10 protein-coding genes are annotated in these 12,140 nt (G+C 69.5%); 6 read left to right on the top strand and 4 right to left on the bottom strand.

Features of this window, described 5'->3' with window-relative positions:
- Nucleotides 1–253: 253 nt before the first annotated feature.
- The 6 genes from ACWIHT_RS42625 (at nucleotide 254) to ACWIHT_RS42600 (ending at nucleotide 6,391) form a co-directional block, all read left to right on the top strand.
- A complete protein-coding gene (locus ACWIHT_RS42625) occupies nucleotides 254–1,594 on the top strand; it encodes an aminotransferase-like domain-containing protein (RefSeq protein WP_456174007.1) in 1,341 nt (446 codons plus the stop codon).
- Nucleotides 1,595–1,646: 52 nt separating this feature from the next.
- Nucleotides 1,647–2,801 carry a 3,5-dihydroxyphenylacetyl-CoA synthase DpgA gene (gene dpgA, locus ACWIHT_RS42620; RefSeq protein ID WP_456174006.1) on the top strand — a complete coding sequence of 385 codons (1,155 nt, stop codon included), beginning with the start codon at nucleotides 1,647–1,649 and terminating at the stop codon, nucleotides 2,799–2,801.
- 23 nt (nucleotides 2,802–2,824) lie between these two features.
- The gene (gene dpgB / locus ACWIHT_RS42615) at nucleotides 2,825–3,523 is read left to right on the top strand and encodes an enoyl-CoA-hydratase DpgB (RefSeq protein WP_456174005.1); all 699 of its coding nucleotides are present in this window, start codon (nucleotides 2,825–2,827) and stop codon (nucleotides 3,521–3,523) included.
- Nucleotides 3,520–4,878 (top strand): (3,5-dihydroxyphenyl)acetyl-CoA 1,2-dioxygenase DpgC, encoded by a 1,359-nt coding sequence (dpgC, locus tag ACWIHT_RS42610; RefSeq protein ID WP_456174004.1) that lies wholly within the window; start codon nucleotides 3,520–3,522, stop codon nucleotides 4,876–4,878. Before dpgB ends, dpgC begins: the two co-directional genes overlap by 4 nt.
- The gene (gene dpgD, locus ACWIHT_RS42605) at nucleotides 4,875–5,681 is read left to right on the top strand and encodes an enoyl-CoA-hydratase DpgD (RefSeq protein ID WP_456174003.1); all 807 of its coding nucleotides are present in this window, start codon (nucleotides 4,875–4,877) and stop codon (nucleotides 5,679–5,681) included. The genes dpgC and dpgD overlap by 4 nt, the downstream gene beginning before the upstream one ends.
- A gap of 62 nt (nucleotides 5,682–5,743) precedes the next feature.
- The gene (locus tag ACWIHT_RS42600; RefSeq protein WP_456174002.1) at nucleotides 5,744–6,391 is read left to right on the top strand and encodes a histidine phosphatase family protein; all 648 of its coding nucleotides are present in this window, start codon (nucleotides 5,744–5,746) and stop codon (nucleotides 6,389–6,391) included.
- Between the two features lie 78 nt (nucleotides 6,392–6,469).
- Here ACWIHT_RS42600 and ACWIHT_RS42595 read toward each other — a convergent pair whose 3' ends face one another.
- The 4 genes from ACWIHT_RS42595 to ACWIHT_RS42580 form a co-directional block, all read right to left on the bottom strand.
- Nucleotides 6,470–7,762, bottom strand: a complete 1,293-nt coding sequence (locus ACWIHT_RS42595; RefSeq protein WP_456174072.1) for a cysteate synthase — start codon at nucleotides 7,760–7,762, stop codon at nucleotides 6,470–6,472.
- A gap of 130 nt (nucleotides 7,763–7,892) precedes the next feature.
- On the bottom strand, nucleotides 7,893–9,041 hold the full coding sequence (locus ACWIHT_RS42590) for an alpha-hydroxy acid oxidase (RefSeq protein ID WP_456174001.1): 1,149 nt from the start codon (nucleotides 9,039–9,041) through the stop codon (nucleotides 7,893–7,895).
- Entirely contained in the window at nucleotides 9,038–10,159 is a 1,122-nt protein-coding gene (gene hppD, locus ACWIHT_RS42585) for a 4-hydroxyphenylpyruvate dioxygenase (RefSeq protein WP_456174000.1), read from the bottom strand. The genes ACWIHT_RS42590 and hppD overlap by 4 nt, the downstream gene beginning before the upstream one ends.
- A 222-nt stretch (nucleotides 10,160–10,381) precedes the next feature.
- The coding region (locus ACWIHT_RS42580; protein ID WP_456173999.1) for an alpha/beta fold hydrolase at nucleotides 10,382–12,140 on the bottom strand (1,759 nt) is incomplete at its 5' end.

Below are 12,140 nucleotides of genomic sequence, written 5' to 3'. Positions count from 1 at the left end.
GCCACCGACTCCGGGCGGTCCGCTCTCGCGGAGCAGTCGGGACAAGCGCGGACAGCGCCGCCGCGGCAAGCTCCGACGCGGCCCCGAAACGGGGACTCCGCTCGCGATGCCCGCCGCCGGCACGGGACGGCGCGGGTGATCAGAAAATCCCTAGGCCGCCGAGTTGCGCACTGGTAGCCTTCCGAAAAAATCTTGTTCCTACGAGATCACAATCGGGCGGCCGGCCTGATGGCCGCCTGGCGGAGGTACCTGCGTGGCAGCAGATCATCTGTTAAAGGAGGAGCTGCACGCCAGCATCTCCGATCCGGTGCTCGACACGATGAACTTCCTGAACGGGATCACGCACCGCTATCCGGAGGCGATCTCATTCGCTCCGGGCCGCCCGTACGACGGATTCTTCGACGTGGAAGAGATATTCGGGCACATCCGCCGCTATCTGGACCACCTCGCCGAGAACGGTCGCTCCCCCGGCGAGATACGCGACGCGATCTTCCAGTACGGTCCCACGCACGGCCAGATCCGGGAGCTGATCGCCGACTCGCTCCTCAAGGACGAGAACATCGACGTGCCGCCCGAGGCCATCGTCGTCACGGTCGGCTGCCAGGAGGCCATGCTCCTGACGCTGCGGGCCCTCTTCGCGAGCCGCGACGACGTACTGCTGGTGGCGAGCCCCTGCTACGTGGGGATCACCGGAGCCGCACGCCTCCTCGACATCGAGCTCACCCCCGTCGAAGAGCGGGCCGACGGCCTGCGGTGCGCCGATGTGGAGGCCTCGATCCGGGCCGAGCGGGCCCGCGGACGTCGCCCCCGGGCGCTCTACGTGGTCCCCGACCATTCGAATCCGTCCGGCGTCACGCTCTCGCTGGAAGCGCGCGGAGAGCTCCTCGAACTCGCCGCCCGCGAGGACATCCTCCTGCTGGAGGACAGCCCGTACCGGATGGTCAGCCCCGGCCGCCAGGTGCCCACGCTCAAGTCCCTCGACCGCGACCGCCGAGTCGTCCACCTCGGCTCGTACTCCAAAACGCTGTTTCCCGGCGCACGGGTGGGGTTCGCCATCGCGGACCAGATCGTCGTCGACCGCGACGGCTCCACGGGGTTGCTGGTGGACGAGATCACCAAGATCAAGAGCATGGTGACGGTGAACACGTCCGCGCTCGGCCAGGCCGCCGTGGGCGGAATGCTGCTGGCAGCCGGCGGCCGCACCGCGGACATCAACGTCGAGACATCCCGCTATTACGGCGATGCGATGCAGGCCATTCTGCGAGAACTCGACGAGGCCTTCCCCCAGGACGAGCAGACCGCGCTCGGCGTCCGCTGGAACCGGCCCACCGGTGGATTCTTCCTCACCATGGACGTGCCGTTCCGAGTGGACAACTCCGCCCTGGAACGTTCGGCGGAGGAATACGGCGTCATCTGGACGCCCATGTCCTACTTCTATCCCCAGGGCGGCGGAGCCAACAGCATCCGACTGTCCATCAGCTACCTGACCCAGTCCGAGATCACGGACGGCGTCAAGCGCCTGGCGCGGTTCATCAGGGATGAAACCGCCGCCCAGGTTCCATTACGACCCACAGGGAAACCGACAAATTGCTGACCATGCACACACCGATTCGCAGTAAGCCGCGAATGTGGGGGTGGACCTTCCGATGACCATATCGGTGAACCCCCCGTATACCGGATTCCCCGAACCTTCCAAGGCACCACCCGTCCGTACACTTGTCGCACCCCGTATCGCGGGCGTCGCGACAGCGGTGACCGACACCTCGTACACCCAGCACGAATTACTCGACATATTCGAGATATCGGATCCCAAGGTCCGGTCCGTCTTCCTCAACAGCGCCATCGAAAGACGCTTCCTCTCCCTGCCGCCGCGGGACCCGAACGGCACCTGCCTCCCCGAGGCCCAGGGCGCGCTGCTCGACAAACACAAGAGACTCGCCCTCGACATGGGGGTTCGAGCCATCCAGAAGTGCCTGGCCGACACCGGCATCGACCCGCACGAGGTCGACTACCTGTGCGTGACGACCACCACGGGCTTCCTCACTCCCGGCCTGAGCGCCCTGTTGATCCGCTCCTTGGGACTCCGCCCGCAGACGAGCCGCGTGGACGTCGTGGGCATGGGCTGCAACGCCGGACTCAACGCCCTCCAGGCGACCGCCAGTTGGGCCACCGCGCATCCCGGCCGGGTGGCCGTCATGCTGTGCGTGGAAGCCTGCTCCGCCGCCTACGTGATCGACGCGAGCATGCGGACCGCCGTCGTCAACAGCCTCTTCGGGGACGGAGCGGCCGCTGTGGCCCTGGTCGCCGACCGGGCCGAGTCCGATCCCCCGGCACCGCCCGGTGTCCCGCGCGGGTTCGACGGTCCGCGGATCCTGGGCTTCTCCAGCCACCTCATCACGGATGCGATCGAGGCCATGCGCTACGACTGGGACGACGCACAGGGCAAGTTCAGCTTCTACCTGGACCCACAGGTGCCCTATGTGGTGGGCGCCCACGCGGAGCGGGTCGTCGACCGCCTGCTGTCCGAGGCGGGCCTCCGCCGTTCCGACATCGGCCACTGGCTCGTGCACTCCGGCGGGAAGAAGGTCATCGACTCCGTACGGGTCAACCTCGGTCTCACCCGTCACGACGTGCGCCACACCACCAGTGTCCTGCGCGACTACGGCAATCTCTCCAGCGGTTCGTTCCTGTTCTCCTACGAGCGGCTGCTCCGGGAAGACGTGGTCACGGCGGGCGAGTACGGCGCCCTGATGACCATGGGCCCTGGCTCGACCATAGAAACCGCGCTCGTCCAATGGTGAAAGAGCAGCAGGTGAAGGAAACCATGCCCGAAGCAAGCACCACCTACGCGACCTTCGACCACGCGACAGCGACCCTCACCGTCGACGGCCGCCTGCCCCTGTCCTCCGCGACTGTCGACGCCGTCACCAGAGCCTGTGACAGCGCCGAGGACGGGCGCACCGCCCACCGACTGGCCATCCGCGTCTCGGGCGTCCCCGTCATGCGTCAGGCCGACGGGGTGACGGTTTCCCTGGTGAACAAGTGGGAGCGCGCGCTGCGGCGCCTGGAACGCCTGCCCACACCGACCATCGCGGTCGCGGAGGGGCCGTGCGGCGGCCTCGCGCTCGACCTCCTGTTCTGCGCCGACCACCGCATCGCCGACGGCGCCGCGAGCCTCGTGATGGCGGTCGAGAACGGAGCGACCTGGCCGGGCATGACGCTGTACCGGCTCGGCAGGTCCCACGCCGGCGCCGCCGCGGTCCGCCGTGCCGTGCTCTTCGGCACCCCTATCGCCGCCCGGGAGGCACTGGCCCTGCAACTGGTCGACGTACTGGCCGACGACGTCGACGACGCGCTCGCGGCAGCCGTCGGATCCACCGCGTCGGTCCGGGGAGCGGAGCTGGCCATCCGCCGCCAACTCCTCTTCGACGCCGCGACCACGAGCTTCGAGGAGGCCCTCGGTGCCCATCTCGCGGCGTGCGACCGGGCGCTGCTGAAGACCGCCGCCGAGGCGGCCGTATGACCGTCGGCCAGGTCCTGCCCCGATCGCACGGTGACCTGCCCGCCGGGCCGGCCGATCTGGGCACGGCCCGGCTCTCGCTGGCGCGTACGGCGGCGGCCACCGAAACCCTGTTGGCCGGCCTGGGCGACCCGGTGCACCGGTCACCGCGGCAGCGCGCCGAGGCCGCAGCGGCCGTCGACGCCACCAGGGCGCTGCGCATCGCGTTCATGGACGCACACGCGGAAGCGGTCTACGACGAGCTCACCGAACGCCGGTCCAGCCACCCGCGGCTCGCGGAACTCGCCCGGACGGCTGCCGCGCGGTTCCCCGGTCTCGTGCCGACCGAGGAACAGTTGGCGGCCGAACGCGGCAGGGCCCAGTCGCACAAGGAGGGCCACGAGATCGATCAAGGCATCTTCTTCAGCCGCGTGCTGCGCTCCCCGTCGGCCGGGGCACACCTGCTGGACGCGATGCTGCGCCCCACCCCCGGTGCCCTGGCGCTGCTGCCCGAGTTCACGAGGACCGGCAAGGCGGAGCTGCGGTCCGTGAGGGTGGAGCGCATCGGTGCCGTCACCCACCTGACCATGTGCCGCGACGACTCGCTGAACGCGGAGGACGACCAGCAGGTCGACGACATGGAGACGGCGGTCGATCTCGTCCTCCTCGACCCAGCCACGGAGGTCGGTGTGCTGCGGGGCGGTGTCATGTCGCATCCCCGCTACCGCGGGCGACGGGTCTTCAGCGCCGGCATCAACCTCAAGGCGCTGCACGGTGGTGACATCTCGCTCGTCGACTTCCTGCTGCGGCGTGAGCTCGGGTACCTCCACAAGCTGATCCGGGGTGTGGCGGTGGAGGGCGCGGCAGACTGGCGGCGGCCCACCGTGGACAAGCCCTGGGTGGCCGTCGTGGACGGGTTCGCCATCGGCGGCGGCGCCCAGCTGCTCCTGCTCTTCGACCACGTCATCGCGGCCTCGGACGCCTATGTGAGCCTGCCCGCGGCGCAGGAGGGCATCATCCCGGGTGTGGCCAACTTCAGGCTGACGCGTTCGGTCGGCCCCCGGCTGGCACGACAGGTCATCCTGGAAGGACGCCGCATCCACGCGAGTGAACCGGCGGCCCGCCTGCTCATCGACGAGGTGCACGAGCCGGCCGGGCTGGACGCGGCCGTCACCGCCGGCGCCGAACGCCTGCGCGGCTCCGCCGTCCTGGCGAACCGGCGCATGCTCAACCTGGCCGAGGAGCCGGTCGACCAGTTGCGTTCCTACCTGGCCGAGTTCGCGCTCCAGCAGGCCCTGCGGCTGTACGACGCGGACGTGCTCGACAAGGTCGGCCGCTTCTCGGCGGCCTCGGCCGGGAAGGCGGGACCGGGCCGATGACCGGCGGCGAGGAGAGCGGGGTCCGGTACGAGAAGAAGGGGCGCGTCGCGTACGTGACCCTGGACCGGCCCGCCGTGCTCAACGCGATGAACCGGCGCATGCACGAGGCGCTGGCGGAGGTCTGGGACGACGTCGAGGCCGACGACGACGTCCGGGTCGCGGTGCTGACCGGGGCCGGGGATCGCGCCTTCTCCGTCGGCCAGGACCTGCGCGAGCGGGCCCTCCTCGACCAGGAGGGGGTGCCTCCCTCGACGTTCGGCAGCCGGGGTCAGCCGGGCTGGCCCCGGCTGACCGAGCGCTTCGCGCTCTCCACACCGGTCATCGCTCGGGTCAACGGTTACGCCCTGGGCGGTGGCTTCGAGCTGGCCCTGGCCTGTGACTTGATCATCGCCTCCGATCGGGCGGTCTTCGCCCTGCCCGAGGCGACTCTCGGGCTGGTGCCCGGCGCGGGCGGGGCATTCCGGCTGGCCCGCCAGCTTCCGTTGAAGGCCGCCATGGGCTACCTGCTGACCGGCCGCCGTATGCCGGCGGCGGAGGCACTGCGGTTTGGACTGGTCAACGAGGTCGTTCCGGACGAGGACCTCGACGAAGCGGTCGGCGCGTGGACGGAGGCCCTGCTGTGCAGCGCCCCGTTGGCGGTGCGCGCCATCAAGGAGGCCGTGATGCGTTCCGTGGACATGCCGCTGGAGCAGGCGTTCACCGAGGCCTTCCCGTGGGAGCAACGCCGCAGGCACAGTGCGGATGCCGTCGAGGGCCCGCGGGCCTTCACGGAGAAACGCCCGCCCGTATGGCAAGGGCGCTGAGACGTCCGCGCCATCCGTTGTCCGGCCGAACACCGCACCCCGAGAAGGGATTTCATCGGAACATGGTTACCGCGAGCTCAAGAGGCCGCAGGATCGTGCTGTGGCGTCATGGTCAGACGGCCTGGAACCGGGAACGGCGCTTCCAGGGAACCATCGACATCGAACTGAACCCCGAGGGCGTGCGGGAGGCGCGGCGCGCGGCAAAGGTGCTGGCGGCCCTGGCCCCGGATGCCGTCATCACCTCCCGTCTGAAGCGCGCCACCGCCACCGCACGGGAACTGTCCGCGCTGACACTCCGCCCGGCCGCCCCCGAGGAGGGATTGCGCGAGGCGTACACCGGCCGGTGGCAGGGACTCACCCACGACGAGATCGTGGCCGAGTACGGCGAGGAGTACGCGGCCTGGAAACAGGGTGAGCCCGTGCGGCGCGGAGGCGGCGAGCTGGACACCGAGGTGGCCGAGCGTGCGGTCGCCGTCGTGGAGCGCCATGCCGATCGGCTTCCGGACGGGGGGACGCTGGTCGTGGTGAGCCACGGCGGGACCATCCGCGCGACCGCCGGTCACGTCCTGCGGATGGATCCGGGACACTGGATGTCGCTGGCCGGCTTGTCCAACTGCGGTTGGCACGTACTGAGCGAGGAGTCGTCGGGGTGGCGACTGTCGGTACGCAACGCGGGGGCACCGCAGGAGGAGGAGTTCGGCGAGGGGTGACGGTGCCGCCGCGCCGTCTCCCCCCTGCTCGACCTGTGTGCCCGCGTGCGGTGCGTGCCTGCTCGCGGTACGTGCGGCCTAGCGGATCCGGTCCGGGAACAGTCCCTCGATCCGCGGCACAACACCCTCCACCGTCTCATCCTGAAGGTCGACGATCAGGGTCGGCTCCGCGTCGTACAGGGGATGGTCCCGCGCCAGCCGGGCCCGGCCGCCGCCCGTGACGTTCAGGAGTACGACCGCCTCCTCGGTGATCCGCCCGGCGGTGACCGCCTGGCGGAGCCCGGCGAGCGCCACGGCGGAGGCCGGCTCGATGTCGACGGACTCTGCCTTGCTGAAGACCTTCCTCTCGTACTCCGCCGCCTCCCGCTCGACGGTCAACATGTCGCCCGCGCTTTCGGTGAGCACGTCGTAGATGCCCGATCTGACGGCGTAGGGAGGGAAGCGGTTGGTCAGCTCGTCGGCGAAGACGGTTCTCGTCGCGGCCCGCGCGTCATCGGCGCTGCAGGTGCTGAGCCGACGCGTCCCCGACTTCCAGGAGTCGGCGAGCGGCGCGAACGACGCGTTCTGGCAGAGCAGGAGCCGCGGCAAGTCACTGCCGTAGCGACCCGTCGCCAGAAGCCGGACCGCCGCCTCGTGGACCGCGATGGCGCCGGCTCCGCTGCCGACGGCTTGGACGTAGTGGTCGGGCATCCTGCCCATGGCTTCCACGCCCGCGTACAGGACCGTGGCCAGTCCGTCGCGTCGGCCGATGTTGCGAACGCCGCCCTCGGCCTGGAAGCCGGGGAGTGCGGCCACCGACTCGGCGATGGCGATGGCGTCGGAGTAGTCGGCGCCGTCCAGCACGACCAGCTTCACCGCCGGGTCCAGTGGCGTACGGAGTCTCATCCTGGCCAGTCCGCGCCTGGGCACGACGAGGAGGCACGGGCGGCGGTACCGCGAGCAGACCGTGGCGAACGCCGCCGCGGTGTTGCCCGCGGAGGCCACCACCAGCACCGGCGGGTCACTCGGCAGGCGCCCCAGGACCGCGTACGCCTCCAGTTCCTTGAAGGTCGCGGTTTCGAGGTGGGCCCCGCGCTCGGGCCAGTAGCCGTTGAAGGCGATCCAGAGGTTCGGCAGGCCGAGCTGGGTGCAGAGTTCCTCGCTCTGGAACACGACCGTGCGGGCCCGTGTCGGGAACGTCCGGGTGACCGGAAGCCAGTCCCGGTAGCGGAAGAGACCCTCGCAATCGGTCTTCGGCGCGAACTCCTTCACCGAGTAGTCGGACTGGAGCAGCGCCGGCCCGTGATCACGACTGCACGACAGTGTCAGTCCGTCATCCATACCGCGCTGTCCGCATATCGGACAGAACACCACGTAGTGACGGCTCACCATTTGCTCCATTTCCGCATTCCTTTCTCAGGGCCCGCACTGACATGTCTTCCGGAGACTCATGGATCCGCCCGGGGTCCGCGCCCGGCCGCGACCGGGCGCGGTGGCGCGGAGGACGCCTGACGGCCGGGGCTCAGCCGACCCCCCTGACGGTGCGGATCTCCCTGGCCGCCGCCACCCCGTCGCAGCCCGCGAGGCCGAAGGCGTCGCGGAGTTCCTCCGCCAGGAGGTGCAGGACGCGCCCGACTCCCCGCTCTCCCGCCGCGGCGAGCCCCCACAGCACCGGCCGCCCCACGAGTACGGCGTCGGCTCCCAGCGCGAGGGCGCACAGCACGTCGGTCCCGCTCCGGATCCCGCTGTCAAACAGGACCCGGCAGTTGCTCCCCACCTCCCCGGCGACCGCGTCGAGGGAGTCGATGGCGGCGATGGCACCGTCCAGCTGACGGCCGCCATGGTTGGACACCACGACGCCGTCCACCCCGGTGTCGGCGGCGCGCCGCGCGTCCCGTGGGTCGAGGACGCCCTTCAGGATGAGCGGCAGCCGGGTGCGCCGCCGCAGTTCCTCCACCTCGGCCCAGGTCAGCGAGGACGTGAACGCGGCCTGGGTGTGGGCCGCGACCGCGGATCCGGACGCCCGCGCCCGGTGGGCCTCGGAGGCCGATCCCCATGCCAGGTTGGCGGCCTCGACCCCGGGGGGCAGGACAAACCGGTTCCGGACGTCCCGCAGCCGGCGCCCCATCCACGGCACGTCGACGGTGAGCATCAGCGCCGCGCATCCGGCGGCCTCCGCCCGCTCGACCAGCTCGAAAGTCGCCTTCCGGTCGCGCAGCCAGTACAGCTGGAACCAGACGGTCCCGCCGATCCCGGCGATGTCCTCGATCGGGCAGCTGCTCAGAGTGCTCGCGGTGAAGGGAATTCCCGCCGCCTTCGCCGCTCGCGCGCCGGCCAGCTCGCCCTCGGGGTGGACCAGGCCCTGGTAGGCGATGGGGGCGGTGGCCACCGGCATGGCCTGCACCGCTCCGAACAGCGTGGTCTCCAGGGCGCAGTGCGCCACGTCCCGCAGGACGCGCGGGACGAGGGCGATCCGCCTCAGTGCCGCGCGGTTGGCGGCCAGCGTCACCTCGGCGCCGCTGCCGCCGGCGAGAAAGTCCCACACGTCGGCGGGCAGGGCCTGCCGTGCCGCCCGCTCCAGGTCCTCCGTGCGGTGCACGTCCCGCTCGACGTCCCACGACGTATCGGACGATGCCGGCAAGCCGGCCGCGTCCCGCCCGGTGCGGTTCACAGCGGCTGATCCTGTTTCGCGATGCGCTCCATCTCCACTGCCTCGTAGAGGGCCTTGATGTTGGAGCTTCCGAAGGTCTCCGCCCCGCACCGCTCGATCACCTCGAAGAAGAGGGTGCGCCGCGGATGGGTGGAGCGCGCGAATATCTGGAAGAGCTGTCCGGCATGGTCCTCGTCGACAAGGATGTTCAGCGCGCGCAGGCTCACCAGGGAGTGCTTGCTCAGGGTGATGCGCTGCTCCAGGAGGGTGTAGTACGCGTTCGGGGTGGTCAGGAACTCCACTCCCCGGCCGGTCAGCGCACCGACGGACCGGACCACGTCGTCTGCGGCGAAGGCCACGTGCTGTACACCGGATCCGACGTGGTTCTTGAGGAATTCGTCGATCTGACCGGGGTCCGCCGCGGGGTCGGGCTGAAGGATCGTGAAGGTCACTTCACCCGACCGGCTCTGGACCACCTTGGACAGCATCGCCTGAGTTCCCACGACTATCCGCTCCGCGAAGGTCTCGCTGAACCCGAACGACTTCCGGTACAGCTCCACCATCGGGTCCAGCTCACCGACGTTCACGCACACGGCGAAGTGGTCGATCTTCAGGAGGCGGAGCCCGTCCGCGGCAACCGCTTCCGCCTCCGTGGGCCGGTCGGCGCCGGGAATCGGCCGGAAGTCGGCAGGCAGGCCGGCGCTCTTCCCTGTACGCCGCTGCACCAGGGTGTGCACCACATCGCCGAATCCGGACACCGTCGCGCTGACCGCGACGTCGCCCTCCGCGTGCTCCACGGGTTCCGCGAGCGCCCGTGCGCCGTTCTCCACAGCCTGGCCGAACGCCGTACGTACGTCCCGCGTGCGCAGGGCGATGTTCGCGATGCCATCGCCGTGGGCGAGCACATAGTCGGAGGCGGGATGCTGTTCGCCCGTCGCCTCCGTCAATACGAGCCTCATCACGCCCTGACACATCACCGCGGCCCGGAATCCCTGCTTCGGGGATCCGCCCGCCGCGACCTCCACGAACCCATAGGAGTCACGCCACAGAGCGATCTGCGCGTCCAGGTCGCGGACGTACATCTCCACATAGTCCAGCTCGAAGTCGTCGACAACTGTGTTCACCAAGGAAGACGTCACGGAAACTCCAGTTCTCTTGCGTGGCGAGAAAGCATTGGAAAGAAAGAGAAAGGACAAAACACTCTCGATTTCAGATCGCCCCCCCTGCACGGGCGCAGGAAAAAGCGCAGGCACATTCCGGGAGGGGGTCGCCGGGGCACCTGATGCGGCCCACGGGAATCGTGCGAGAGACAGGGCGGAGTCACGTGACGGAAAAGCGCCCGCCCTGTCCCTTCCAGCTGATCAGAAGGCGCCGGGGTCTTTTCCTGGCTGTAGCCGGTTCCGGAGTACACGGCCAATGTGCGCGAGCGGCTCGGGCCGCATCATGGCGACGTGATCACATTCAATCACGTGTTCGTCAACTCCGCCTGAAACATGGGGAGTCCACGCCTCGCTACCGGACATCGGCATCGGATTGTCAACGCCTGCGCGGAAGAAGACGAGATCCCCGTCCACCGCGCCCGGGGTCAGCGAACGGGAGAGCTCGCGGTTGTTCTCGATCACGGCGATCAGGCCCGCGACCTTGTCCTCGTCGACGTCGAGGCTCTGGGCCACTTCACCGATCTGGTCGGCGGCATAGGCCTCCAGCAGGCTGGAGAACCCTTCGGCGTCATCGCCTCCGGCGGCTTCGTCGGGAAGGGTCAGACCGGCGGCCTCGGCGAGGGCCCGGACGAGGCCCCGCTGGTCGCCGTCCGTGTCGGGTACATGCGACGTCGGGTAGGCATCGACGACCGCGAGGAGGCCGACCTCCTGCTGTTGCCTCTGGAGCTCTTCGGCCACCGCGTGCGCGACGAGTCCGCCGAAGGACCATCCCAGGAGGTGGTACGGCCCCACGGGTTGGACGGAGCGGATGAGCTGCGCGTACTCGACGACCATCTCCTTGACGGTGGCAGCGGGCTTTCCTCCGCCCACTCCCCTGGACTGGAGACCGTAGATCGGCACATCAGCCGGCAACTCCCTGATCAGGCCCGAATAGCACCAGCTCAGACCCACCACGGGGTGCACGCAGAAGAGCGGGTTGCCCGCGCCCTGGCGACGCAGGGGGAACAGGGCGTCGAAGGGATCCGTGACGTCGACTTCATCAAGCCGGTCGATCAGGCCGGCAACGGTCGGCGCCTCGAACAGCGACCGGATACTCACCTCGACCCCGAGGACGGAACGGATCCGACTCACCAGACGGGTCGCCAGCAGCGAATGACCACCGAGATCGAAGAAGCTGTCGTCGATGGAAACGGCGCTGACGCCGAGGATTTCGGCGAAGAGGCCGCAGAGCAGTTCCTCGCGCGATGTCCGGGGAGCCCGTCCGGACTCATCCGACGCGTACTCGGGGGCGGGCAGGGCCTTTCGGTCCAGCTTCCCGTTCAACGTCAACGGCAAGGAGTCGAGCGTGACGAACGCGGACGGCACCATGTAATCCGGCAACCGCTCCGCTGCGAATCCGCGCAGCACCGCTGTGTCGACAGCACCGCCGTCGGCAGGCACCACATACGCGACCAGCCGCTTGTCGCCAGGCGTGTCCTCCCGTACCACCACGGCCGTCTGGGCCACCTGCCCGTGCTCCGCCAGGACGGCTTCGACCTCGCCCGGCTCGATACGGAAGCCGCGCACCTTCACCTGTGCGTCAGCCCGGCCGAGGAACTCCAGGACCCCGTCCGTGTTCCAGCGCACGACATCCCCGGTCCGGTACATCCGCGAACCCGACACCACCGCGAAGGGATCCGCGACAAACCGCTCAGCCGTCAAGCCCGCGCGGCCCAGATACCCGCGCGCCAGTTGCGCACCCGCGACATACAACTCACCCGCAACACCCACCGCCACCGGCGACAAACCCGCATCCAGCACATACACCCGCGTGTTCCACACCGGACGACCGATCGGAACAGCCCCCGCCGACAGCACCGCATCCCCAGGAACCGGATAATCCGTACAGCCCACCGTCACCTCGGTCGGACCGTAATGCGCCACCACCGACACCCGCGGATACACCTCACGCCAGCGAGCC

It is taken from the genome of Streptomyces sp. NPDC002276 (assembly GCF_053891435.1).
The sequence above is the reverse complement of the archived record's forward strand: the minus strand, read 5'-3'. Positions and strand labels throughout refer to the sequence as shown.

What these genes read in the sequence shown, in the direction of transcription:
- dpgA (WP_456174006.1), top strand. Translation starts at nt 1,647, where the DNA reads ATGACCATATCGGTGAACCCCCCGTATACCGGATTCCCCGAACCTTCC.
- dpgB (WP_456174005.1), top strand. Translation starts at nt 2,825, where the DNA reads ATGCCCGAAGCAAGCACCACCTACGCGACCTTCGACCACGCGACAGCG.
- dpgC (WP_456174004.1), top strand. Translation starts at nt 3,520, where the DNA reads ATGACCGTCGGCCAGGTCCTGCCCCGATCGCACGGTGACCTGCCCGCC.
- dpgD (WP_456174003.1), top strand. Translation starts at nt 4,875, where the DNA reads ATGACCGGCGGCGAGGAGAGCGGGGTCCGGTACGAGAAGAAGGGGCGC.
- ACWIHT_RS42600 (WP_456174002.1), top strand. Translation starts at nt 5,744, where the DNA reads ATGGTTACCGCGAGCTCAAGAGGCCGCAGGATCGTGCTGTGGCGTCAT.
- ACWIHT_RS42595 (WP_456174072.1), bottom strand. Translation starts at nt 7,762, where the DNA reads ATGGTGAGCCGTCACTACGTGGTGTTCTGTCCGATATGCGGACAGCGC.